Genomic DNA, 23,701 nt, shown 5'->3' with positions numbered 1-23,701 from the left:
ATGAAAAAAGTATTATTGAGCATTGTAAGTGGAGCGGTATTATTGTTAGGTGCATGTGGTGCTAATTCTGATAAAGAGGTAAAAGCATTAGATGAGAAAAAGATTACTGTCGGTGTAACGGGTGGACCGCATGAACAAATTTTTGAAAAGGTAAAAGAAGTGGCAGCGAAAGACGATCTCGAAATTGATGTAAAAGTATTTAATGATTATGTAGCACCAAACGTATCCCTAGATGAAAAAAGTCTTGATGTAAATAGCTATCAAACGAAATCTTATTTAGACGTATTTAAAGCTGAACGTAATATGAAATTAACGGAAGTATTTTCAACAGTAACATTCCCTATGGGCGTATATTCTAAAAACATAAAAGATGTAAAAGATTTAAAAGAGGGCGACGCAATCGCTGTACCAAATGACCCAACGAATGAACTTCGAGCTTTAAAGCTATTTGAAAAAGCAGGTGTTTTAAAAGTGGATCCGAAGGCTACAGAAAAAGCGACTGCAAAAGATGTAATTGAAAACCCGAAAAATTTAAAGATTGTTGAATTAGAGGCATCTCAATTACCAACACAGCTAGGTGAAGTGAAAGCAGCTGCAATTAATACAAACTTTGCATTAGGTGCAAAATTAAGCCCTGCGAAAGATTCTATTTTCCGTGAAGGAAAAGATTCACCATATGTAAACTGGGTCGTTGTTCGTACTGAAAATAAAGATGATGCTGTTGTAAATAAATTAAAGAAAGCGTATCAATCTAAAGAAGTAAAAGAATTTATCGAGAAAAAATTTGATGGTTCAGTTTTACCATCTTGGTAGGAGCTGACGATAATGATTGAATTAAAAAATGTATCCAAAGTATTTACAACAAAAAAAGGGAACGTAGAAGCTCTTAAACCTACTTCCCTTCAAGTAAAAAAGGGCGAAGTATTTGGAATCATTGGATATAGTGGCGCTGGTAAAAGTACATTAATTCGATGTGTAAATTTATTAGAAAAACCAACGACAGGAACTATCATTGTAAACGGCCAAAACTTAACAACTTTATCAGCAAAAGAACTAGCAAAATCGAGACAAAAAATCGGAATGATTTTTCAAGGATTCAACTTACTTAAAACTGTGACAGTTTATGAAAATATCGCATTACCTTTACGTCTATCTGGTCTTCCCAAAAATGAAATTGAAAAAAGGGTAGAAAAGTATTTACGTATTGTCGATCTTTTTAATCGAAAAGATGCATATCCGAGCGAACTTTCTGGCGGCCAGAAGCAGCGTGTTGCCATTGCACGTGCACTATCACATGAACCGGAAGTGTTATTAAGCGACGAAGCAACGAGCGCTTTAGACCCAGAAACAACGGATTCTATTCTCGACCTATTACTAAAGATTAATGAAGAAATCGGGATTACAATTTTATTAATTACACATGAAATGAATGTCATCCAGCGTATATGTGACCGAGTTGCTGTTATGGAACATGGAGCAGTAGTCGAAAGCGGGACTGTGAAGGATATCTTCACAAACCCACAGCATACAACAACGAAAAAATTTGTAAACAGCGCCTTTGCAGCTAAAATTCCAGGAGAGGTACAAAAAGAACTACAAACTACCGGTGAAATTGTAACTCTCTCCTTTATAGGGAATGCTTCAGGAGAGCCAGCATTAGCTGTTGCTACAAAACGTTTCCAAGTGTATCCGAATATTTTATCCGGTAATATTACACAGTTAAAACATGAAGCATATGGGAAACTAGTCATTCATATGCAGGGTGAAAAAAATGAAGTAGACCGCGCTTTATCATTTTTACAAGAGCAAGGGATCATCGTAGAAGGAGGTAGAACAGACTATGGGAAACAGATCCTTTTTGGATGAATGGGGTAAAGTCATATGGGAAGCAACCATTCAAACATTTCAAATGACATCTATTTCACTATTCATCTCTATCCTTATTGCATTACCACTTGGCGTTACACTTGTTTTAACGAGACCTGGTGGACAGCACGAAAATAAAATCATTTATCCAATCCTTAATACAATTATTAATATAATTCGCTCTCTTCCATTTATCATTCTATTATTCTTCATTTTACCTTTTACAAAGTTTCTAATGGGAACATCCATTGGCGTGCAAGGAGTTATCGTACCACTTGTCGTATTCACAGCTCCTTATATTGCACGATTAATGGAGACAGCTTTATTAGAAGTAGATCGTGGTGTTATTGAAGCTTACCAAGCGATGGGCATTTCTACTATAAAAATCATTTGGCACGTTATGGTGAAAGAAGCTCGTCCCTCCCTTATACTTGGATTAACAATTGCAACGATTGGTTTAATCGGTGCAACAGCAATGGCTGGACTTGTAGGTGCTGGCGGTCTTGGTGATTTAGCATATCGATTCGGACATTTACGCTACGAACCTGAAGTAATGTATGCAACTGTCTTTATTTTAATTATCCTCGTTCAAGGGCTACAATCTTTAGGGAATGGTGTTGCACGAAGATTGAAGAAAGATTAAAAAAGAAGGTATCTCACCAGGGTGAGATACCTTCTTTTTATCTTTTAAATCCACCTTCAGAATGAATAACTTGTCCCGTAATCCATTCTGCTTCTTCACTTACTAAAAATGTAATGAGTCTTGCTGCATCCTTTGGCTCACCAATTCTACCAAAAGGAAACATCGGCTTTAATCCTTGCTTTATCTCTTCAGTCATCCATCCTGTACTAGTTGGACCTGGGTTAATTGCATTCACTGTTATTCCTAAATGAGCTACCTCAGCTGACAACGTACTAGTAAGAGCATCAATAGCTCCCTTCGTTGTTGCATATGCTAGTTCTCCTGCCATAGGTCCTTTAAATTGTCCCGATGTCATATTCACAATTCTACCACCAGATTTCTTATCAAACCCTTGGGCAAATTGACTACTTAACAACGTAGTCGCACGAACATTTACCATGTAGTGCTTATCTAATTCTTCAGCAGTCAAATTAGAGAAGTCATTATTTGTGGAATACGCTGCATTATTAATTAATATATGAGGGTAGCCCAGTTGTTCAGTAACTTTATGTATAAGCTCTTTCGGTGCACCATTCTGAGTTAAATCTAACTCCATACTCGATACTTTAACACCGCTTTTTAGTAACTCTTCTTTTAATTGTATTTGTTCACTTTGATCAACGCCCCAAGGCATCTCTTTATCGTAGGCTATCCAATACGTAAAAAATATATCGTATCCTGCTTCAGCTAATTCTTTACAAATTGCTGCGCCTATACCATCTAGACGACTTACACCTGTAACAACTGCTATTTTATTTTTTAATTGATTCATCATATACTCCTCCAATTTTAAAGGACGCATATTTTATATAAGAGATATGAATTTCCCTACGCATTAGCCTTACAAAAGGGATGTACAAGCCAAATATGCAGTCCTTGAATGATTTATAGACAGCTAAATAAGCCCTCACTTATGAGAGAAAAATTTATCTATCTAAATTTCGAATCATCACAAGTTCATCCACATATCGAGTCTTTATCCCCTCTCCATATATCTCCAAATTTTATTTTAGCATTAAAGATTTAATATTTCAAAAATAAAATAACCACTCCTATTTATAAAGTATCATGTACTATAAACCATAGTTAATAACTAATTTAAGTTTAAGTGTATACATTTACCATTACCTGTTCGTTGTATAAGTGTAGGGAGGAAAAATGATGGGAAAAGAAAATATATTGACCTCCTATCTTATCAATTTAGGAGAGGAAGTGTTCAAACTACTATTAGCGAAAGGAGCTATAAAGGAAGATGCAGAAGACATCATCCAAAATACTTTCTATAAAGTATACACATTGCTAGATGACTTAACCGAGAGTAACATTCGTCCGTGGTTTTTTAGAGTCGCATTAAATGAATACATTGATTTAAAACGAAGAAAAGAACAGCAAAATATCTACTTAACTGAAGAAATTTATTCAAAACTTCAATATACAGACCGAGAATTGGATGCAGTTTTAAATAAAGATGAGATTTTCTATTTATTAAAAGATATAAAACTAGAATACAAAGAAGCCTTCTTTTTAAAATATTACTACGATTTTACATACGAAGAAATCGCTCTAATACTAGATATTCAAGTAAACAGCGTCAAACAAAAGTTACAGCGTGCACGTAAAGCAATTCACTCAAAAATAGGAGGAACACCTTAATGGATACTTCTTTAAAAGATGCATTAAAAAAGGCTAAAAGAAAACAGTTACTTAAAATCATCATTACCTCTATTATCGTTGTCATGGTGCTTATCCCTATCATTTATAAAGTTGGCAATTACTTTGCAGCGAAAAGCTCTACAAAGCTTCACGAACGACTCTTTTTACATAATGCAATTGCAGAGCCCAATGTCCATATTGATTCTCAAGTTACGAGTAATTCCTCTATGTTTGGTGGCAATATCGTATCTAATCGTTCTAAAAACATTAACGGTTACTTAGTGCGATGGAATACACTGACAAGCTCTTACGACTGGTTTCGTTCTAACATCGATTACAACGAGTTAATACCAGGTTCTTATTGGTCTAGTTCTAGTACCGAGTCTTACAATTATGATAAACAAACGAAAAATAAAGTTGCTACATTTTATAATCCAGCCATCAAGAAATATCATGATGGCGTCAAAAATGAATTAAGTGCAGTTTCAACAATGGATAACTATGTAGCAGAAGTTGCTATCTCTTTCGATAAAGCTTATACATTAAAAGAAATTCAAAAGAAACTACCAGATAACTTAAATATCGTATGGCTATATATGGTCTCACCTATTAAAGATGAAAGCAGAGGTCCTTCCGGTATGCCAGTTTACGGATTTAATCCAGAAAAATCCCCTGAAGAAGCATACAAAAGGTTCTTTGATTCACTTAAACAATTCGATGACGATGGATATGACGAAGATATCCAAAAGTTTTTAAAATCAAACAAGGACAAACCATTCGATCAAGTGAAAATTTTAGGTGTTATGCTAACTGGGAGAACGGAAAACTTTAAGGCGTTAGAAAACCAAGACTTTATTCGCGGTGCTTCTGTAGGGGTGACTGCACAAGTTGTTCCTTATATAAAGCCAGAGAAATAATACGGAATGCCCATATGAACTTAAAGAGCATACATGAACCTGTTTACTACGGGAGCTATCCATTACAATAGATAGCTCCTATCCTTGATTTATTGCTTAATTTTCAAAAATAAACTTCACAATATTGTATGTGCAATTTTATAAATAAAAAATCATAAATTTGTTCACATTATATCCATTGTGAATTTTTTCACAATGGATATATAATAAACGTGTAAATACAATATTGGAGGGATTTCAATGGTTATCAATTTTTTAAGAACTGATAAACGTGCTACTTTCATATTATTACTTTTACGGCTTTATATAGGATATACATGGCTCGCTGCTGGGATAGGCAAAGTCTTCGGACAATCTTTTGACGCAAGTGGTTTTCTAAAGGGTGCTATTGCTCAAGCATCAGGTGACCACCCTGCAGTACAAAGTTGGTGGGCAGATTTCCTTCAACATTTTGTCCTTCCAAACGCAGACCTATTTAGCTTTTTAGTTCAATGGGGAGAAATTTTAGTAGGTCTAGGTTTGATTTTAGGTGGATTAACAAAAACAGCTGCATTTTTCGGAATCATAATGAATCTTTCATTTTTATTAAGCGGAACTGTTAGTGTAAACCCAAACCTGCTTATTTTAACTATGTTCATTTTAGTTGCAGGGCAGAACGCTGGACGTATTGGATTAGATGGCTATGTTTTCCCTAAACTGTTCCGTAAAAACAACCACGGAACATATAAATTAAGTAAAACTGCATAGTAATAGTTCATAAAAGAGCCTTAATACAGGCTCTTTTTATTTGTATAAAACTTAAATCTTTAACAAACCACGAAAACCTCTGGCAGCATAATAAGAGTCTGCTCCATTGTGATACACGAAAACATGTCCGAAGCGATAATCGCAAAATAGAGCACCACCGAGTTCTCGAATATCTGAAGGTGTTTGTACCCAACTTGATGATTTCATGTCAAAATCCCCAAGTTGTTGCAATTCCCGATATTGTTCTTCCGTTAATAGTTCAATGCCCATAGCATTTGCAACATCAATAACGTTATTTTCTGGTTTATGTTTTTTTCTTGATTCTAACGCTTCAAGATCATAACAAAGACTTCTGCGGCCTTTAGGACTCTCCTTTGAACAATCATAGAAAGTATACTCGTCCTTCTCTTCATTATAACTAACAACATCCGGCTCACCGCCAGTTACTTCCATTTCATGAATTGACCACAATTTTTCAGTATTAGTAGCCAGCTTCGCTTCAATCTTAGCCCATTCAAGGCCTTCATGGCGGTTCATGTTTTTCTCAAAACGAGCTTGTAATACTTTTAGTAGTTCTTCACGTTGTTCTACAGATAACTCATTTTTATTCTCTGTCATATTAGTCCTCCGAATTACGTTTCCTTATAATCATTTACATTTTTTCAATACTGGTTTGCATGCAGTTTACAATAAATTATATAATTTGTTGTATCTCTTTTTCAACAATCTGACACGATTGCACAACGAAAAATCCCTGTGTGGATATCCATTATATAGTACTAAAATCTTTCGTACTATCCCCAAGAATATAGTGTGAAAACCACATCAAATTCTGCTTCATAATAGCTACATTCATTCCTGGCTGATTAGGACTATATGCCATTCCTTTAAATATAATTAACTCTGTATCGACTTCCATATCTCTTAACCCTTCATATACCTCATATGCATTTGTAATTGGAATTCTTGCATCCTTTTCCCCATGTTGAATTAAGGTAGGCGTACAGGCTGATTTAATATATGTCATTGGTGATGTTTTCCTATATATATCCGGATCATTCCATGGAGTATTTCCTAAATACATGCTAATAAAGTAAGGGATATCTGTATTTACATAATGGGTACTCCAGTTAGTGATTCCGCCCCCAACTGAAATAGCTTTAAATCTATCACTAAATGTAGAACAGAAAGCTGATATATATCCTCCGTTACTCCATCCCATAACTCCTACTCTATCCTTGTCTACCATCCCCTTTTCAACTAGTTCATCCACTCCAGATATAATATCATCATAATCAGCAATTCCTTGTTTTCTATAGTTTGCTTTTAAAAATTCATTACCATAACCAGAACTTCCTCTATAGTTTGGTTCTAAAACGATAAAGCCTTTTTCGATAAATTGTTCAATCGGATATTTCTCATTAAAACAGTCTGAAAATATCGGAAAGGATGCCCAAGCTGGACCACCATGGATTACTACTAATAAGGGATATTTTTTATTTGCGTCAAACTCTACTGGAGTTGATAGAACACCCTCTATTTCAAGACCATCACTACTTTGCCATGAGATGATTTCCCTATTACTTTTAAGCTTACCTTCGAAAAAGCTATTTTCATTCGTTATTTTTTTATAATCCAAATAGATTTCAAAGGTTTCATTTGTTATAGCCTTAGTATATGTTATATGATTTCCATCCCTTGTTATAGAGGCATCCATTATAAAGCTATCTACTTTTTCGCTTAACATTTCCACAGTGCCATCCTCACATAGCAAGCCAATAAGGTAATTCGTTTTATCCTGCCATCTAATTAAAATTCCTTTAGCTGCCCACTGTAATGGCATAACCGTACTATCAAAATTTGTTAAAGGTTGAATTACCTCTCCCGTATTCATATCATATACCTCTAATGTATTATCTTGTATATGATTTCTATAGTAATCCTTCTCTCTTATGCTTGCTGAGTAACATATTTTATCGCCCTCAGGAGAAAAGCAGACGCTCCCTCCTAACAACTTATCTATATTCATCTTTTGTAGTTCCCCAGCTTCAACATCTAATATGTATAGATCACCATTCATATAATCGTTTAGGCTTGGTGTAGCCATACATACAACCTTTTTCCCATCATTTGAAATATCAAAGTTATGTATATAAAATTCCTTACCGTCCGTTAGTTGATAAACACCGCTAACCTTCCGTTCCTGTTTATCATTTTGTTTCACTTTTTCTATTTCAATGTAGTATAAACAATTATTCCAATGTTCCTTACCTACATGATGGAAATCTCCATATAGTTCCTTACGTTTCTTTATCTCCTCACATTCTTTTGACTGTGCAATATAATAAAAACCTTTACCAGTAGGTTCCCATTTGAATATATTAACTCCTTCCTTCTCATCCGTAATTTGAACCTCACTACAACCGTCTATTGACTTAACAAAGATCTGATTTGTATTAGCTCCGTCACCGCCTGGGCTAAGGTATGCAATGCTCTTAGAATCTGGAGACCATAATGGATGTGTACTATCTATATCCCCAGTTGTTAGTGGATAACTCTGCCCTTTATCTTTTTCATATATCCATACATGATTTCTATACGTATTGTCTTCCCAGTTAGCTGTCTTCTTTACAAATGCTACGTTTTTGCCATCATCACTTATGTTTGTACTTGATAAGGCCGGTAATGAAATAATCTCTTTTATACTTAAATATGTTTTTGCTTTCACTTCCATATAATAAGCCCCCTTGTAATGACCATGAATCTATCGTCTCTTCTTGTCGTACGTAATAAAGGAAATTGTTCACGCATACTTAAAATGATAATGAAAAATTCAGATAAATAAAAGTAGTTCTATTCCAAATTTGATAAAATAAAACTTTAATCAATTTAGGTCTATCCACTTACTAATTTTAGATGTTCTTTTTCAACAGAAAAATCCCTTTAGATAATAATAATACTATCTAAAGAGGTACAAATTCGTAAATTTATTTTAAAAGCTACAACTATTGTTAGTTTGGAATAAAGTTTAATAAAAATGAAGTCACAAACCTTTATTTAACAGCAACAACAAAAACTCTATTTGAAAAAAAGATTGATCACCACTCACTTAGAATCTTTTACTTGAAGGAATAAAGCATCACATCTCTTTTATGAACATCGTTAAATTAAAATGAATTTTGACCATATCTGTAATTACTTGTAAAATATTATACATAGAAAGATATTTTAGAATAAACATAGAAGGGGTATGTTTTTTAGTGTTAAAGGGGCTAAAGTGCATCTATTTTATGTTTTTAGAGGGAGAATTGAAAAATCATATGAAGAATTTTAAAAAGAGCACAGGTAAAATTTTACTAGCATCCGGATTAGTAGTTTCTATGTCAGCTTGTAGTGTAACTAGTTTATTTGGAGACAAAGAAAAAACAAATGCTGAATCTGGTAAACAAGAAAGTAAGGAGACTAAAACAGAAGGAATAAGTTCAACTAAGTCAGAAGGTAAATCATCTGAAACAAAGGACAAATCAACTAACTCGAAAGAAGAAAGTAAAGATGTTAAGATGATTATGGTTTTACCTGAGGATTACCCACAACTTATGGTAGACATTGAAGAAGACTTATTAAGACGTCTAGATTACTATGATGCTTCTGTAAGGGATAATAAAAAGGGAAGTAAGTCAAATGAAGAGGTACGAGATAGTATTAAAGACTTAGATAAAGTATTTAATAAAATAGAGCGTATAGATGCACCAGAAAAATACAAGGAAGACCATAAGGAAATTGTAAAAGCTGTTCAAAAGTTAAAAGAGTCTTTCATAGAAGTAGCGAAGTTATTTGATTACTCTAAAACACTTAAAGATACGGATGATGCAATCATAGATAAAGCAAACAATAAATTAGATGAAGCAAAACGCATTTGGAAACCTGTATTTGATAAGTTAAAAGCGGAAGCTAAGGGTGGTTCAACAACTACTTCTACAACAAGTGGTACTAGTTCTTCTAACTCACCAAGTTTATCTAGTGGTAATACAGTTAAAACATACAGTGCCCAAGATAACACTGGTATATTCAAAGGAAAAATTGATACACCAGACGAGGATTCCGCTAAGTTTAAGAATGTACAGAACAACTATAAAGACGGTACAGAGCTTGTAGGTAATTGGGGTATTGATTACGGAGACGGAGTCAAAACTACGTTAGTCCTAAAAGCAGATAAGACATTTGAAACATATGCAAATGGTTCTTATCCAAATAAAGATAATTACTTAACAGGAACATACCAAGCAGACGTTTCTTCCCATCAGTTAACGCTAATGGTGGAAAAAGGAACTCAAAATGGTCAAGAAGTGAAATTGGAAAGACCTATTTATTCATCATATGAGGTTAAAAACTTAGATGGTAAAGCATTACAGATTTTCCACATAGACGAACAAGTAACAATTTGTTATGTAAAACAATAAATAACTAAAAAAAACTCTGTAAAATGATTTTTACAGAGTTTTTTTCTTAGTTTTAATTTATTATAAACGATCAGACTTTTTTATAAACTATCAAAATTTATTTCAAACGCATACAGCTGTTGGTTTGGAATAAAGTTTAAGCAGAAAGATTACGCAAACACAGATTATATAGTAAATAAGAAGCATCCATTTTGAAATAAGTTTGATCATTTTGTTCTCTGTAAATTTAAGTATCTTTCCTCCCATTATATTTAATAGAGCTAAGCATAATAACTATTAATCATTATATAAATATTTATGATAATATATAAACTAAGATTAAAAACGCAATGGAGGTTTACAATATGAAAAATATACAGGAATCCTTAAAAAAACCATTTATTAAATATCCATTAGCCATAATTTCAGCTATAGCCATAATAAAAACAGGCTATGATTTAGGCTCTTTTATAATAAAGTTAAAATACATTTAAATCATAAAAAAAGAAATTACTCTTTTGTTTAAAAAGAGTAATTTCTTTTTTTATCGCAACTTTCTTTGAAACATCGCGTCTTTTTTATAAACGCTATGATTTAGGCTCTTTTATAATAAAGTTAAAATACATTTAAATCATAAAAAAAGAAATTACTCTTTTGTTTAAAAAGAGTAATTTCTTTTTTTATCGCAACTTTCTTTGAAACATCGCGTCTTTTTTATAAACATCATAACTTTATTTAAAAACAACAAATAATGTAATTCTTCTTCATTGGCACTTAACTCTTACTCCCAATTTTCAAAGTTTGTTTTATGTAAGGATAGTTCATGTGATTCCGGCGATCCTATTTCTCATTTTATTCTGCAATTCTGTTAAATTAAATGCTGTCATTATATTAAACACAGTAGAAATAATTTTATCTTCTCTCCACAGGTTTATATATAATTCAATAAATCATTTTATATTGATATTCTATTTAAATATAATTTTCAAACCATCTTCATAAAGGCTCTCGTCATCAATATAAACTTATCTTAATAGAATCAAAATGTGACAATCACAATTATAAATTTAACTTTGTAAATATCTACATATAAGCCAATCTTTTTATACATATATTGGATAAATTACGGTAAGATATCATTGAATATTATAAAAATATTAATTTTTCCAATAACGGAGGCTTATTAAAATGGGGAAGGCAACAGCAACAGCAAAATCAAAGAAACTAGTAGGAATTGTGGCAACAGCAACATTAGCTACATCAATGATAGCAGGAACAAGTAACGCAAGTGCACAAACGACAGATTCATTAAAAGTTAGTGAACCAGTACAGGAAAGAGCAGAAGATAAGAAACTTACACTGTTTGTTCCTCCTCAAAATGTTGTTTTTGTAGGTGATACATTTGATCCTATGAAAGATGTATGGGCTAAAGATAAAAACGGTAAGGATATTACTTCAAGAGTAACTTATACAGGTGATGATAAAGTAGACTTAACTAAAATGGGAGATTATGAATTAACTTTTACCATTTCAGATGATGAGGGTAATACTGTTGTTCAAAAACAACGTGTAGTAGTTACATATAAGAACGTTGATAATACCGCTCCAATTATATTTATAAAACGTGATAAAATTACACTTAATATTGGTGATTCATTTGATCCGATGGAGGGTGTAAAGGGTTCAGATTCGGAAGAAGGAGATCTGACTCATAAAATAACTTATGATAATGGGCTAGATACAAGCAAGCCTGGTACTTACTATATAACGTATTACCTAATGGATTCTCAAGGGAAAATGGATCTAAAAACTAGAACTATAACAGTAATAGACCAGTCCCCAGTAATTACAACTCCAGATGAATTTGTAATTACTGAAGGTGAACAGTTTGATCCAATGGCTGGTGTTAAGGCCACTGACCCTGAGGATGGTGATATTACTTCTAAAGTAGAATATGAGTATTATACTGGCTCTGTAAATAAACCGGGTACTTATAAAGTGTATTATAAAGTGAAAGACTCTTTCGGAAACACAGCAAGTACAGTTGCTACGTTAATTGTAAGAGAGAAACTTAAACCGATAGATGAAGCACCAGAACTCAAAGTACCTACTGTAACCACAATTACTGAAGGTGATATATTTAACCCTATGACGGGAGTAGCTGCTACTGATAAAGAAGACGGTGACATTACTTCTAAAGTAACAGTTGATGGCAGCGTTGATGCTTCTAAACCGGGTACGTACGAATTAACTTATACTGTTTCAGATTCCAAAGGACATACCGTTACCGCTAAACAAACTGTAACTGTGAAGCAGAAAGTAGAAATAAAAAATGAAGCACCCGAATTAACTGTGCCATTTACTAGTACACTTCGTGTTGGTGAAAAATTTGATCCAATGGCTGGTGTATCTGCAACTGATAAGGAAGATGGTAATTTAACTAATAAAGTTAAATATAAAGGTAATGTGGATACATCTAAACCAGGTAAATATATTGTAGAATATTGGGTTGTTGATTCTAAGGGAGTTAATGCTACAGCTACACAATCCGTAATCGTGAAAGAAAATGAAGAAACTCCAGATATGGAACCGAAATTAACTGTACCTACTGGAGCAACGATTAATGTAGGGGATAAGTTTGATCCAATGGCCGGAGTTAAAGCTATTGATAATGAAGATGGCGACATTACTGATAAAGTAACCGTTGACGGCAGCGTTGATGCTTCTAAACCAGGTACGTACGAGTTAACTTATACTATTTCTGACTCTAAAGGACATACTGTTACCGCTAAACAAACTGTAACTGTAAAACAAAAAGTAGAGCCTACAGATGAAGTGCCAGTTTTAACGGTACCTACTGAAGCTACTATTAATGTAGAGGATAAATTCAACCCACTTGCTGGTGTTAAAGCTATCGATAATGAAGATGGCGACATTACTGATAAAGTAACCGTTGACGGCAGCGTTGATGCTTCTAAACCGGGTACGTACGAGTTAACTTATACTGTTTCTGACTCTAAAGGACATACTGTTACCGCTAAACAAACTGTAACTGTAAAACAAAAAGTAGAGCCTACAGATGAAGTGCCAGTTTTAACGGTACCTGCTGAAGCTACTATCAATGTAGGGGATAAATTCAACCCACTTACTGGTGTTAAAGCTATCGATAATGAAGATGGTGACATTACTGATAAAGTAACCGTTGACGGCAGCGTTGATGCTTCTAAACCGGGTACGTACGAGTTAACTTATACTGTTTCTGACTCTAAAGGACATACTGTTACCGCTAAACAAACTGTAACTGTAAAACAGAAAGTAGAGCCTACAGATGAAGCTCCAGTTTTAACGGTACCTGCTGAAATAATTATCAATGTGGGTGATAAATTCAACCCACTTGCTGGTGTTAAAGCTATCGATAATGAAGATGGTGATATTACTGATAAAGTAATTCATATGGGCGAAGTTGATACATCTAAAGCGGGAAATTTCGAAGTAAAGTTCCTAGTTCGTGATGCAAGTGGAAATGAAGTAACCGCAACACAAAAAGTTATTGTGAAAGACAAAGACACTGAAGACGGTTCTGATAATGACAATAACAACACTAATTCTGGAAACGTCTCTGACAATAATAATACTAGTAGCAATAACAATACTAGTAGTACTTTGGAAAACAAAAAAGATACCATTAAAGAGCTTCCAAAAACAGGTGCAAGTTCAAATAATGCAACAGCAGCAGGCATATTAGCAATCCTTGCAGGTATGTTAATTACTTTTGGTCGTAAATTTAAAAAAGTTATTAAATAATCTTTTCTAAATATTAAAAGCCATTATCACTATGAAGTGATAATGGCTTTTTTATTAATCCAAACTAATTTCTTCATTATTTTTTACAGCAATTATTAACCTACTAATCTCCTACTCAACTGTAACAGACTTAGCTAAGTTACGCGGCTTATCAACGTCACACTCGCGATGAAGTGCTGCGTAGTATGAGATAAGTTGGAATGGAATAACTGCTACTAGCGGTGCTAGTGCTTCGTGTACAGCTGGTAATACGAAGCTGTCACCTTCCATTTCTAAGCCTTTCATTGAGATGATACATGGGTTAGCTCCGCGTGCTACTACTTCTTTCACGTTACCACGAATTCCAAGGTTTACGTGCTCTTGTGTAGCAAGTGCGATAACTGGTGTACCATTTTCGATTAAGGCGATTGTACCGTGTTTTAATTCTCCTCCAGCAAATCCTTCTGCTTGGATGTAAGAGATTTCTTTTAGCTTTAACGCACCTTCTAATCCTACGTAGAAGTCTACGCTACGTCCGATGAAGAAACAGTTACGAGTTGTTGCTAAAAATTGTTTTGCTAATGCGTCCATTTCTTCTTTTTGATCACAAAGTTCTATCATTGCATTTGCTACAAGTCCTAATTCGTGTGTTAAATCGAAATCAAGAACTTCGCCTTTTGCTTTAGCAATGTCCGCAGCTAAAATTGAAAGTACTGCAAGTTGTGCTGTGTACGCTTTCGTTGATGCAACTGCGATTTCTGGTCCCGCGTATAACGGAAGTGTGTAATCAGCTTCACGAGAAAGTGTAGAACCAGGTACGTTTGTAATCGTTAATGCTTTATGCCCCATTTCATTTGTTTGCACAAGTACTGCACGGCTATCAGCTGTTTCACCACTTTGTGAAATATAAATGAAGAATGGTCTTTCTGTTAATAATGGCATGTTATAAGAGAATTCACTTGCTACATGCACTTCAACTGGCATTTTTGCAAACTTCTCGATAAATTGTTTTCCAACAAGACCTGCATGATAACTTGTTCCACATGCAATGATGTAAATACGATCGCTATCTAAAATCGCATTGCGGATGTCTGCATTCAGTTCAATCTCGCCATTTTCATCTTGATACTTTTGAATTATATTACGGATTACAAGTGGTTGCTCATCGATTTCTTTAAGCATGAAATGAGGGTATGTTCCTTTTTCAATATCACTTGCGTCTAATTCCGCTGTAAACGGTGCACGTTCAATCGTTTCACCTTGTAAGTTTTTAATTGTAATACTTTCTTTCGTTACGATTACGATTTCTTTATCCATTAATTCGATAAATTGATCTGTAACTTGTAACATCGCCATAGCGTCGCTCGCCACAACATTAAAGTTGTCACCAACACCTACTAATAGCGGGCTTTTGTTTTTAGCAACATAAATCATGTTTGGATTTTCAGCATCAAGTAATCCGATCGCATAAGAGCCATGTAAAAGAGATAGCGTATTACGGAACGCTTCTTCTACACTTAATCCTGTGCTCACTTGTTGTTCCATAAGCTGTACGATAATCTCTGTATCCGTTTCACTTACGAACGTTACATCTTGTAAATATTCTTTTTTCACTAATTCATAGTTTTCAATTACACCGTTATGAACTAGTGTAAAGCGTTTTGATGTACTTTGATGCGGATGCGCGTTTACTTTGCTTGGAACACCATGTGTAGCCCAGCGTGTGTGACCGATTCCCACGCTTGCTGCTACGTTCTCATCTACGATTTCGCGAAGTTTTGCAATACGACCTTTTTCTTTGTATACAACAACACCGTTTTCTGCTTGTACTGCAATACCTGCTGAATCATATCCACGATATTCTAGCTTTTCTAAACCTTTTAATAAAATTTCCTTTGCATCTTGCTCTCCAATAAATCCTACGATTCCACACATGTTTAGTCGCCGTTACAAATGCTTACATTGCTCTGCGAACATGTAACGACATAGTCCGATACCATTTTTATTTATACTAAAAAACGGATTACATATTGCTAGCCCTGTAAGCTTGTAACGGCTTTCACCTTCCTCTCGATTGGGTTTAAGTCCGTATATACTTATACAGCTAGTTTGTATCCGTTCCTTTTCTCTCATCACACTTTCACCTTTGTCCACTAAGTCACCTTAATGATTTAAGTAAAAGCTTGCGGTTGTGATGAACAACCGGGAGTCATCCGCCGAAATCTCGATAAACTCCACCTCGTCAACTACACTACTTGTAGTTCTGGCGCTTCTATAATTTACAATATTTCCTTTGAGAAAAAGAACAAGACCATCTTATAACAAACATAGATAAACCGTCAATGAAATTTTTTTCATCGTCTATAAAACATATGAAAAAGGAGCACTTCTTGTGCTCCCTTTTCATAAATTTATTGAATTATTCAGCGCCAACTTCAGCTTTCACAACTTCTACAATGCGATGTACATATGCGTCACACACTTCTTGTGTTGGTGCTTCTGCCATTACACGAATAAGTGGCTCTGTTCCAGATGGACGAACAAGAATGCGGCCATCACCGTTCATTTCTTCCTCTACAACACGAATAATATCTTTAATTTTTTCATTTTCTAATGCTAATTTTTTATCTGTTACACGAACGTTTACTAGTAATTGTGGGAATTTTGTCATCTCACCTGCAAGCTCAGATAATGGTTTTTTCGTCATTTTCATGATGTTCACCAATTGAAGTGCACTTAACATTCCATCACCAGTTGTAATGTAATCAAGTAAGATAATATGACCCGATTGTTCTCCACCTAAGTTGTAACCACCACGCTTCATCTCTTCCATTACGTAACGGTCACCAACTGCTGTTTTATCACTTGTGATATTGTTAGCTTCAAGTGCTTTGTAGAAACCTAAGTTACTCATAACAGTTGAAACGACTGTATTATGCTTTAATTGACCAGTTTCTTTCATGTACTTCGCACAAATAAACATAATTTGATCGCCATCAACGATGTTTCCTTTTTCATCTACAGCGATTAAACGGTCACCATCACCATCAAAGGCAAGACCGATATCAGCGCCTTTATCTTTTACTAATTTAGCTAATACTTCTGGATGCGTAGAACCTACTCCATCGTTAATGTTCATGCCGTTTGGTGAAGTTCCCATTGTTGAAATATCAGCCTCTAAATCCGCAAATAAGTATGGAGCTAAAGAAGACGTAGCACCATGCGCACAATCTAAAGCGATATGTAAACCAGAGAAATCTTCCTCTACAGTTTGTTTAATATATTGTAAATATTTTTGTCCGCCTTCAAAATAATCACTCACTTGTCCAAGATTCGTACCTGTTGGACGTGGTAGTTCATCAACTTCTTTGTCTAATAAAGCTTCGATTTCTGCTTCTTGCTCATCTGTTAATTTAAAACCGTCAGAACCGAAGAATTTGATTCCGTTATCCTGTACTGGATTATGAGATGCAGAAATCATAACACCTGCTTGTGCATCTAACGCTTTTGTTAAATAAGCAACACCTGGTGTAGAAATAACACCAAGGCGCATTACTTCTGCTCCAGTTGATAATAGACCTGCTACTAAAGCTCCTTCTAACATATGTCCTGATATACGTGTATCACGGCCGATAATTACTTTTGGACGATCTGTATCTTTTGTTAATACATAACCACCAAAACGTCCAATTTTGAACGCTAATTCAGGTGTTAACTCCTGGTTCGCAACCCCGCGTACTCCATCTGTACCAAAATATTTACCCATTATGATTCGCTCCTTTTTCTGGCTCTTTTTGATTATCTACTGTTGGCTCTTGACTAGTTTCTTTATCTTTATTTTGTTCCTGTTCCGTGTCAGGCTTAGGTTCAGGTTCAGGATTTTTTGGTTTTTCAGTTTGATTATCTTGGTTATTATTTGAATCTGGTTTTTCACCGTTACCCTGTACTTCTTTATCTGGATTTTCTTTCTTCACAATTGTGACTTTGGCACTTTTTTGCTTTGGCTCTATTGAAATATTACCAGGACCGCTCACTTGAATAGAAACATCCTTCGTCCCCGGAGATACATTTTGCAGATTAATGGCTGCTGTTATTTGAGCAGCTGTTATTTTATCTACTATACTTGTTTCTCCTGAAATATCAACGCTTATCTTCCCATCTTGCGGTGAAAGTAGCTGGGCCGTAACATCTTTAGAAAGTCCATTTTTTTGAATTGATATACCATCAATCGTTCTTGTTTTCGTTTGTTTTGTTTTTTGCACTCCTACCGAAACCTTCACTTGATTCGGTTTTGCACTTGTTACACCCTTTGGCAATAAAACAGAGGTATCGAATGTTGTAGACTCTGTCAATTGACTAAGATCTACTTCGACCCCCTCTATCGATTGTATATTATCCAAGATATCTTTTGGACCTGCTATTGTTACTTCTCTCGGCTCAATGCTAATATTTGTAACGGCCAATCCTTCTGGTAAACTCCCCTTTTTCGTATACGTTACAGGAACAGTTTTTTCAGTATTATTGGCCGTAGCTTGCGTCGCCACATTCAATGTTACACTAATTTTAGATGGACTCGTTCTTACATTTAAACGTTTTCCTTCTCTATTGTATAATGTAACTTCGGCTGTTTTTGTAACAGTTTTATTAACACCTTTTAAATCAATATACGCCTTAGCAGATGAAATACTTTCAATTTCTTCTTTCGTCCCAACTACCTCAACAGTATCAGGTTTAATGTTTGATTTTTCAAGAGTTGAACCCGCTGGCATTTGATCCTCATTTGATAATTTTAAGTCTACATGAACGTATTTTCTCGCTTTTTCATGTAGAGTAATTTTAATTGTTGATGGCTGAACTGTTCCTTTCACATCATCTGGAAGCCCGTTCGTTTTCAAAGAAACTTCATAAGTTCCTTTTTCGCTATCTCTCAAATCAACTGGTATATCAAATTGTTTTTTCGCTTTTGCTGTAGCAACTGCTGCTTTTGGGCCCTCTAACTTCACCTTAACGCCCTCTGACGGAATACCACTTACAATATATTTCTCTTCATCATACTTAAGATTAATGGCATAATTAGTTAAGGTTTCTTTCGCATCATTTGCGAAAGGTATTATCCCCGATGTCGTATTTTTTTCAGTTAAAGTCGCTGACATAAAAAGCATACACGCCAATAGTAATGAGATCCCTTTTAAAAACCAATGATTCTCCATTAACTTATCCATGACGCTTTCTCCTCCAATTCCATAAAGACGAAGAAGTCGTTTTTTCGCTCGCACTAAATTCAGCTAACAACATATCTTTCAGTTGTTCTGTCTTCAAATCACGATGCAACTTACCATTTTTCGTTAAAGAAATTTGGCCAGTTTCTTCCGACACAACTACTGTAATACTATCAGTAACTTCACTAACTCCCATTGCAGCGCGATGCCTAGTTCCTAGTTCCTTAGAGATAAACGGACTTTCCGATAACGGAAGATAACACGCTGCTGCTTTAATGGTACTTCCTTGCATAATAACCGCTCCATCGTGAAGAGGTGTATTAGGAATGAAAATATTAATAAGTAATTCCGATGATACGTGTGCATTTAGCGGAATACCTGTTTCCACATAATCACCCATACCAGTCTCTTTTGACAAAGTAATTAATGCACCAATTCTACGTTTCCCCATATATTCCGTTGCTTTCGCTATCGCTGTTGCAACGATTTCAGGTTCATCATCCTCATGAGTTCCAACACGCGAAAATAAACTCCCGCGTCCTAGCTGCTCAAGTGCTCTTCGCAATTCTGGCTGGAAAATAATAATAACGGCTAAAAATCCCCACGTTAATACTTGCTCAGTTAGCCAATAAAGCGTATGCAATTCAAGGAAAATACTGATCATCCGAACGACAATAATAACTGTAATCCCTTTTAAAAGTTGAACAGCTTTCGTCCCTCGGATTATGAGAATTAGCTTATATATAATAAACCATACAACGGCAATATCTAATACCGTACTAAGATATTTCAAAATGGTCGTATCTTCAAAAGGCATGCTAACCCTTCCTCCTACTTACGAGCAATTCTATCCATATATTGAAATATTGTTTTATGCTCTATCTGTATGTATTTCCAACAACTAGTTAATTATACCATACATGAAACAAACGACAATTACAAACAACCCCCCTTTAGTCTAAATTGGCAAGATGTCAAACATTATTATTGTACAGTATAATATAAATCATTATTATACGCTTATTTTCAAATAAAAAAAGCAACTTCTCAGTTGCTTTTCTTACATTTATTTTAGTTTTTCACCGAATAAAGAACCCATTAAAGCAACTGCCGTTGTTGCCGTTCTGTTTCGCTCATCTAAAATGGTATTTACTTCAACAAACTCAGCAGATGTGACAATATCAGCTTCCGCTAACATTTCCATTGCTAAATGGCTTTCACGATAAGATAGGCCACCAATTACAGGCGTTCCAACTCCTGGTGCATCATGAGGATCAAGACCATCTAAATCTAATGATAAATGTACACCATCAGTATGAGATAAATAAGCGATTGTTTCTTCCATAACAGCCGTCATACCCATACGATCAATCTCGTGCATCGAGAATACTTTAATACCTTCCTCGCGAATAAAGTCTTTTTCTCCTTCATCTAATGCACGTGCACCGATAATTACAACATTCTCTTTTTTCACCTTTGGATATGCCCCGTATAAATCTACAAGCGTTTGATGTCCATACCCTAAACTTGCTGCAAGTGACATGCCATGAATATTTCCAGATGGTGAAGTTTCTTCTGTATTTAAGTCACCATGTGCATCGTACCAAATAACACCTAAATTTTTATAATGTTTCGCAACACCAGCTAATGTACCAATTGCGATACTATGGTCACCACCTAATACAAGTGGAAAACGTCCCTCTTCTATAATATGATCCACCTTACTTGCTAATTCGTTACATACAGTTGCAACTTGTGTAAGGTTTCTTAAGTTTGTATTTACATCTACTTCTTTTTCTCTCTCTATACATATATCTCCTATATCTTTAACGTCATATCCAATTTCTTCAATTCTTTCAATTACGCCTGCATAACGGATTGCACTCGGCCCCATATCTACCCCGCGACGCATCTGTCCTAAATCCATTGGAACTCCAATAACTGAGATTTCTTTTTTCATAGATAGTATCCCCCTTTTATGCCTTCACTAAATATTTTAAATCTTTTATATAGTCTGACTCAACTCGACATTTTTCTGTATGGATATACAAATTATTCACTTATATTCGCTTTAAAAACCAAATTTCAAGACTATTCTATGTATAAAGTTAACTTAATGAAACAACTACCATCATTATTATTAAATAATAATAAAAAACACTCCTACATTTAGAAGTGTTTTTCTGATGCTATTTTCCATACTGTGGCAATATTCTTTGCTGTCATTTCGATATTCTCTTCCGCTACTTTATATGCCTCTTCTAATGTCATAGGACTCGCTGTAATACTAAATACTGCATCGATTCCTTTTTCATGAACAGCTGAATAATTCGGAGATACAGATCCTCCAATAGCAATGACAGGAATACGAAAATGCTTTGCACGCTCCGCAACACCTACAGGGGCCTTTCCATATGCTGTTTGTTCATCTATTCTTCCTTCGCCAGTTATAATTAAATCTGCACCTTCTATATGCTTATTAAAATTTGTATAGTCTAATACAATTTCAATTCCTCTCCGCAAGCTTCCCTTTAACACTGCAATAACAGCTGCTCCCATTCCTCCTGCGGCTCCTGCGCCAGGTATTTCAGATACGTCGCAAGATAAGTATTGTTTAAGGATATTCGCATAATGCTTTAAATTCTCATCCAGCTCTTTCATCATCTCTGCATTCGCACCCTTTTGCCTCCCAAATACGAAAGATGCTCCCCTTATTCCAACTAACGGATTATCTACATCACATGCTGCTTCTATCTTTATATGCATTAAGCGTGCATCCATGCATGAAAAATCAATAGCGACAATCGAATGTAATGTTCCTCCAGATGGCTCTATTACTTCCCCTTTTCCATTTATAAACCTGACTCCTAAAGCTGACAACATACCAGCTCCGCCATCATTTGTAGCACTTCCGCCAAGTCCTAAAATAATGTGCTCAGCTCCTTCGTCTAGCGCATGTAGTATAAGTTCTCCTGTTCCTTTAGTCGTTGTAATAAGTGGGTTTCGCTTTTTAACCGGAACATGTTGTAATCCTGATGCTGCTGCCATTTCAATAAACGCTGTCTTTTTATCTTTAGACATACCGTAAAAGGCTTGTACACGTTCTCTAAGCGGTCCTGTCACATGAAGGGGTATCATTCTTCCATCTGTAGCATCCACAAGTGAATCAACCGTTCCTTCACCTCCATCTCCAATTGGTATTTTTACGTACTCTGCTTTAGGAAAAATTGCTCCAAATCCTCTTTCAATAGCTTCACATACTTTTATAGCTTTTAAGCTTTCTTTATATGAATCAGATGCAATAACAACTTTCACAATTATCCCCATCCTTTATTTTCGCGTTTTCTCCATTTTAAATGACAAATATGAAACTGTTATCTAGTTTTCAAAGAACATACCATTTGCTATTTAAAATAGCTTTTTGGTGGAGCCTAGCGGGATCGAACCGCTGACCTCCTGCGTGCAAGGCAGGCGCTCTCCCAGCTGAGCTAAGGCCCCAAAAGTTGTATGGTGGGCCTAAATGGACTCGAACCATCGACCCCAACCTTGGCAAGGTTGTATTCTACCACTGAACTACTTCCGCGAAAATGGTGAGCCATGAAGGATTCGAACCTTCGACCCTCTGATTAAAAGTCAGATGCTCTACCAACTGAGCTAATGGCTCGTAAATGGCTGGGCTAGCTGGATTCGAACCAGCGCATGACGGAGTCAAAGTCCGTTGCCTTACCGCTTGGCTATAGCCCATTAATATTTACTAGTATGGTTATCTTTTCAAAAAAATAAACCCTCTCAGGTTATTTTTAAAAAAATGGTGGAGGGGGGCAGATTCGAACTGCCGAACCCGAAGGAGCGGATTTACAGTCCGCCGCGTTTAGCCACTTCGCTACCCCTCCGACATTTAAAATATATATGGTGGAGGATGACGGGATCGAACCGCCGACCCCCTGCTTGTAAGGCAGGTGCTCTCCCAGCTGAGCTAATCCTCCAAAAGTGGTGACCCGTACGGGATTCGAACCCGTGTTACCGCCGTGAAAGGGCGGTGTCTTAACCACTTGACCAACGGGCCAAAAATTTTAAAACTCTTCCCAAGCTTCCAACCGGGCTTGAACCGGTGACCTCTTCCTTACCATGGAAGTGCTCTACCAGCTGAGCTATGGAAGCATAATGGCTCCGCAGGTAGGACTCGAACCTACGACCGATCGGTTAACAGCCGATAGCACTACCACTGAGCTACTGCGGATTAATAATTGCTTGGCGACGTCCTACTCTCACAGGGACAAGGTCCCAACTACCATCGGCGCTAGAGAGCTTAACTTCCGTGTTCGGTATGGGAACGGGTGTGACCTCTCTGCCATCATCACCAAACTATGAAGGCATATTCCTTCAAAACTAGAT

The 23,701-nt window shown here is 35.7% G+C and carries 19 protein-coding genes, 8 tRNA genes and 1 rRNA gene; 9 read left to right on the top strand and 19 right to left on the bottom strand.

What is annotated here, in order from left to right:
- The 3 genes from DN389_RS24925 to DN389_RS24915 are packed head-to-tail and all read left to right on the top strand — an operon-like array spanning position 1 to position 2,509.
- Positions 1-813: a MetQ/NlpA family ABC transporter substrate-binding protein gene (locus tag DN389_RS24925; protein WP_149237716.1), complete on the top strand. Its 813-nt coding sequence runs from the start codon at positions 1-3 to the stop codon at positions 811-813.
- Positions 814-825: 12 nt separating this feature from the next.
- Entirely contained in the window at positions 826-1,866 is a 1,041-nt protein-coding gene (locus tag DN389_RS24920) for a methionine ABC transporter ATP-binding protein (protein WP_060486387.1), read from the top strand.
- Positions 1,841-2,509, top strand: coding sequence for a methionine ABC transporter permease (locus DN389_RS24915; protein ID WP_060486386.1), 669 nt, complete (start codon positions 1,841-1,843; stop codon positions 2,507-2,509). The genes DN389_RS24920 and DN389_RS24915 overlap by 26 nt, the downstream gene beginning before the upstream one ends.
- 37 nt (positions 2,510-2,546) lie before the next feature.
- On the opposite strand, the gene DN389_RS24910 is transcribed toward DN389_RS24915, so the two are convergent.
- On the bottom strand, positions 2,547-3,323 hold the full coding sequence (locus tag DN389_RS24910) for an SDR family oxidoreductase (RefSeq protein ID WP_060486385.1): 777 nt from the start codon (positions 3,321-3,323) through the stop codon (positions 2,547-2,549).
- Between the two features lie 386 nt (positions 3,324-3,709).
- On the opposite strand from DN389_RS24910, the gene DN389_RS24905 reads away from it, so the two are divergent.
- The 3 genes from DN389_RS24905 to DN389_RS24895 all read left to right on the top strand — a co-directional run bounded on the left by DN389_RS24905 (position 3,710) and on the right by DN389_RS24895 (position 5,865).
- On the top strand, positions 3,710-4,201 hold the full coding sequence (locus DN389_RS24905; RefSeq protein WP_000514142.1) for an RNA polymerase sigma factor: 492 nt from the start codon (positions 3,710-3,712) through the stop codon (positions 4,199-4,201).
- Positions 4,201-5,118 carry a sigma factor regulator N-terminal domain-containing protein gene (locus DN389_RS24900; protein WP_046960236.1) on the top strand — a complete coding sequence of 306 codons (918 nt, stop codon included), beginning with the start codon at positions 4,201-4,203 and terminating at the stop codon, positions 5,116-5,118. Before DN389_RS24905 ends, DN389_RS24900 begins: the two co-directional genes overlap by 1 nt.
- Before the next feature lie 240 nt (positions 5,119-5,358).
- Positions 5,359-5,865 (top strand): DoxX family membrane protein, encoded by a 507-nt coding sequence (locus DN389_RS24895; protein WP_000236367.1) that lies wholly within the window; start codon positions 5,359-5,361, stop codon positions 5,863-5,865.
- Positions 5,866-5,916: 51 nt separating this feature from the next.
- On the opposite strand, the gene DN389_RS24890 is transcribed toward DN389_RS24895, so the two are convergent.
- Both DN389_RS24890 and DN389_RS24885 read right to left on the bottom strand, forming a co-directional pair.
- Positions 5,917-6,483: a DUF4256 domain-containing protein gene (locus DN389_RS24890; protein WP_046960237.1), complete on the bottom strand. Its 567-nt coding sequence runs from the start codon at positions 6,481-6,483 to the stop codon at positions 5,917-5,919.
- 151 nt (positions 6,484-6,634) lie between these two features.
- Complete coding sequence (locus tag DN389_RS24885; RefSeq protein ID WP_098189295.1) at positions 6,635-8,599, bottom strand: S9 family peptidase; 1,965 nt, start codon at positions 8,597-8,599, stop codon at positions 6,635-6,637.
- A 574-nt stretch (positions 8,600-9,173) separates the two neighbouring features.
- On the opposite strand from DN389_RS24885, the gene DN389_RS24880 reads away from it, so the two are divergent.
- The 3 genes from DN389_RS24880 to DN389_RS24870 all read left to right on the top strand — a co-directional run bounded on the left by DN389_RS24880 (position 9,174) and on the right by DN389_RS24870 (position 14,108).
- Positions 9,174-10,325, top strand: a complete 1,152-nt coding sequence (locus DN389_RS24880; protein ID WP_097857568.1) for a DUF3994 domain-containing protein — start codon at positions 9,174-9,176, stop codon at positions 10,323-10,325.
- A gap of 344 nt (positions 10,326-10,669) precedes the next feature.
- Positions 10,670-10,798, top strand: coding sequence for a hypothetical protein (locus DN389_RS28980; protein WP_000790095.1), 129 nt, complete (start codon positions 10,670-10,672; stop codon positions 10,796-10,798).
- A 694-nt stretch (positions 10,799-11,492) separates the two neighbouring features.
- Positions 11,493-14,108, top strand: a complete 2,616-nt coding sequence (locus DN389_RS24870; RefSeq protein WP_149237715.1) for an immunoglobulin-like domain-containing protein — start codon at positions 11,493-11,495, stop codon at positions 14,106-14,108.
- A 111-nt stretch (positions 14,109-14,219) separates the two neighbouring features.
- On the opposite strand, the gene glmS is transcribed toward DN389_RS24870, so the two are convergent.
- The 16 genes from glmS to rrf all read right to left on the bottom strand — a co-directional run bounded on the left by glmS (position 14,220) and on the right by rrf (position 23,671).
- Positions 14,220-16,022, bottom strand: a complete 1,803-nt coding sequence (gene glmS / locus DN389_RS24865; RefSeq protein ID WP_000334153.1) for a glutamine--fructose-6-phosphate transaminase (isomerizing) — start codon at positions 16,020-16,022, stop codon at positions 14,220-14,222.
- A 12-nt stretch (positions 16,023-16,034) separates the two neighbouring features.
- The gene (locus DN389_RS24860) at positions 16,035-16,220 is read right to left on the bottom strand and encodes a hypothetical protein (protein WP_001208183.1); all 186 of its coding nucleotides are present in this window, start codon (positions 16,218-16,220) and stop codon (positions 16,035-16,037) included.
- Between the two features lie 286 nt (positions 16,221-16,506).
- Entirely contained in the window at positions 16,507-17,853 is a 1,347-nt protein-coding gene (gene glmM, locus DN389_RS24855) for a phosphoglucosamine mutase (protein WP_000521484.1), read from the bottom strand.
- Positions 17,846-19,309: a CdaR family protein gene (locus DN389_RS24850; RefSeq protein ID WP_149237714.1), complete on the bottom strand. Its 1,464-nt coding sequence runs from the start codon at positions 19,307-19,309 to the stop codon at positions 17,846-17,848. The genes glmM and DN389_RS24850 overlap by 8 nt, the downstream gene beginning before the upstream one ends.
- Complete coding sequence (gene cdaA, locus DN389_RS24845) at positions 19,302-20,123, bottom strand: diadenylate cyclase CdaA (protein ID WP_001115707.1); 822 nt, start codon at positions 20,121-20,123, stop codon at positions 19,302-19,304. Before cdaA ends, DN389_RS24850 begins: the two co-directional genes overlap by 8 nt.
- Positions 20,124-20,372: 249 nt before the next feature.
- Positions 20,373-21,266 (bottom strand): arginase, encoded by an 894-nt coding sequence (rocF, locus tag DN389_RS24840; RefSeq protein WP_087979131.1) that lies wholly within the window; start codon positions 21,264-21,266, stop codon positions 20,373-20,375.
- 209 nt (positions 21,267-21,475) lie between these two features.
- Positions 21,476-22,621 carry a glycerate kinase gene (locus tag DN389_RS24835; RefSeq protein ID WP_149237713.1) on the bottom strand — a complete coding sequence of 382 codons (1,146 nt, stop codon included), beginning with the start codon at positions 22,619-22,621 and terminating at the stop codon, positions 21,476-21,478.
- Positions 22,622-22,728: 107 nt separating this feature from the next.
- Positions 22,729-22,804: transfer RNA gene (locus tag DN389_RS24830), tRNA-Ala, on the bottom strand.
- 90 nt (positions 22,805-22,894) lie between these two features.
- A tRNA-Lys gene (locus tag DN389_RS24825) sits at positions 22,895-22,970 on the bottom strand.
- A 5-nt stretch (positions 22,971-22,975) separates the two neighbouring features.
- Positions 22,976-23,050, bottom strand: a tRNA-Gln gene (locus DN389_RS24820).
- A gap of 65 nt (positions 23,051-23,115) precedes the next feature.
- Positions 23,116-23,199, bottom strand: a tRNA-Tyr gene (locus DN389_RS24815).
- A gap of 17 nt (positions 23,200-23,216) precedes the next feature.
- A tRNA-Val gene (locus DN389_RS24810) sits at positions 23,217-23,292 on the bottom strand.
- A gap of 5 nt (positions 23,293-23,297) precedes the next feature.
- A tRNA-Glu gene (locus DN389_RS24805) sits at positions 23,298-23,372 on the bottom strand.
- 22 nt (positions 23,373-23,394) lie between these two features.
- Positions 23,395-23,467: transfer RNA gene (locus DN389_RS24800), tRNA-Thr, on the bottom strand.
- Between the two features lie 4 nt (positions 23,468-23,471).
- A tRNA-Asn gene (locus DN389_RS24795) sits at positions 23,472-23,546 on the bottom strand.
- A 9-nt stretch (positions 23,547-23,555) separates the two neighbouring features.
- A 5S ribosomal RNA gene (gene rrf, locus DN389_RS24790) occupies positions 23,556-23,671 on the bottom strand.
- Positions 23,672-23,701: the final 30 nt, after the last annotated feature.

This window comes from Bacillus sp. AY3-1 (genome assembly GCF_008368785.1).
GTDB lineage: Bacteria > Bacillota > Bacilli > Bacillales > Bacillaceae_G > Bacillus_A > Bacillus_A wiedmannii.
This window is presented reverse-complemented; position numbering and strand designations above follow the sequence as displayed.

What these genes read in the sequence shown, in the direction of transcription:
- DN389_RS28980 (WP_000790095.1), top strand. Translation starts at nt 10,670, where the DNA reads ATGAAAAATATACAGGAATCCTTAAAAAAACCATTTATTAAATATCCA.
- DN389_RS24900 (WP_046960236.1), top strand. Translation starts at nt 4,201, where the DNA reads ATGGATACTTCTTTAAAAGATGCATTAAAAAAGGCTAAAAGAAAACAG.
- rocF (WP_087979131.1), bottom strand. Translation starts at nt 21,266, where the DNA reads ATGAAAAAAGAAATCTCAGTTATTGGAGTTCCAATGGATTTAGGACAG.
- DN389_RS24920 (WP_060486387.1), top strand. Translation starts at nt 826, where the DNA reads ATGATTGAATTAAAAAATGTATCCAAAGTATTTACAACAAAAAAAGGG.
- cdaA (WP_001115707.1), bottom strand. Translation starts at nt 20,123, where the DNA reads ATGCCTTTTGAAGATACGACCATTTTGAAATATCTTAGTACGGTATTA.
- glmM (WP_000521484.1), bottom strand. Translation starts at nt 17,853, where the DNA reads ATGGGTAAATATTTTGGTACAGATGGAGTACGCGGGGTTGCGAACCAG.
- DN389_RS24915 (WP_060486386.1), top strand. Translation starts at nt 1,841, where the DNA reads ATGGGAAACAGATCCTTTTTGGATGAATGGGGTAAAGTCATATGGGAA.
- glmS (WP_000334153.1), bottom strand. Translation starts at nt 16,022, where the DNA reads ATGTGTGGAATCGTAGGATTTATTGGAGAGCAAGATGCAAAGGAAATT.
- DN389_RS24860 (WP_001208183.1), bottom strand. Translation starts at nt 16,220, where the DNA reads ATGAGAGAAAAGGAACGGATACAAACTAGCTGTATAAGTATATACGGA.
- DN389_RS24850 (WP_149237714.1), bottom strand. Translation starts at nt 19,309, where the DNA reads ATGGATAAGTTAATGGAGAATCATTGGTTTTTAAAAGGGATCTCATTA.
- DN389_RS24925 (WP_149237716.1), top strand. Translation starts at nt 1, where the DNA reads ATGAAAAAAGTATTATTGAGCATTGTAAGTGGAGCGGTATTATTGTTA.
- DN389_RS24910 (WP_060486385.1), bottom strand. Translation starts at nt 3,323, where the DNA reads ATGATGAATCAATTAAAAAATAAAATAGCAGTTGTTACAGGTGTAAGT.
- DN389_RS24890 (WP_046960237.1), bottom strand. Translation starts at nt 6,483, where the DNA reads ATGACAGAGAATAAAAATGAGTTATCTGTAGAACAACGTGAAGAACTA.
- DN389_RS24870 (WP_149237715.1), top strand. Translation starts at nt 11,493, where the DNA reads ATGGGGAAGGCAACAGCAACAGCAAAATCAAAGAAACTAGTAGGAATT.
- DN389_RS24885 (WP_098189295.1), bottom strand. Translation starts at nt 8,599, where the DNA reads ATGGAAGTGAAAGCAAAAACATATTTAAGTATAAAAGAGATTATTTCA.
- DN389_RS24895 (WP_000236367.1), top strand. Translation starts at nt 5,359, where the DNA reads ATGGTTATCAATTTTTTAAGAACTGATAAACGTGCTACTTTCATATTA.
- DN389_RS24905 (WP_000514142.1), top strand. Translation starts at nt 3,710, where the DNA reads ATGGGAAAAGAAAATATATTGACCTCCTATCTTATCAATTTAGGAGAG.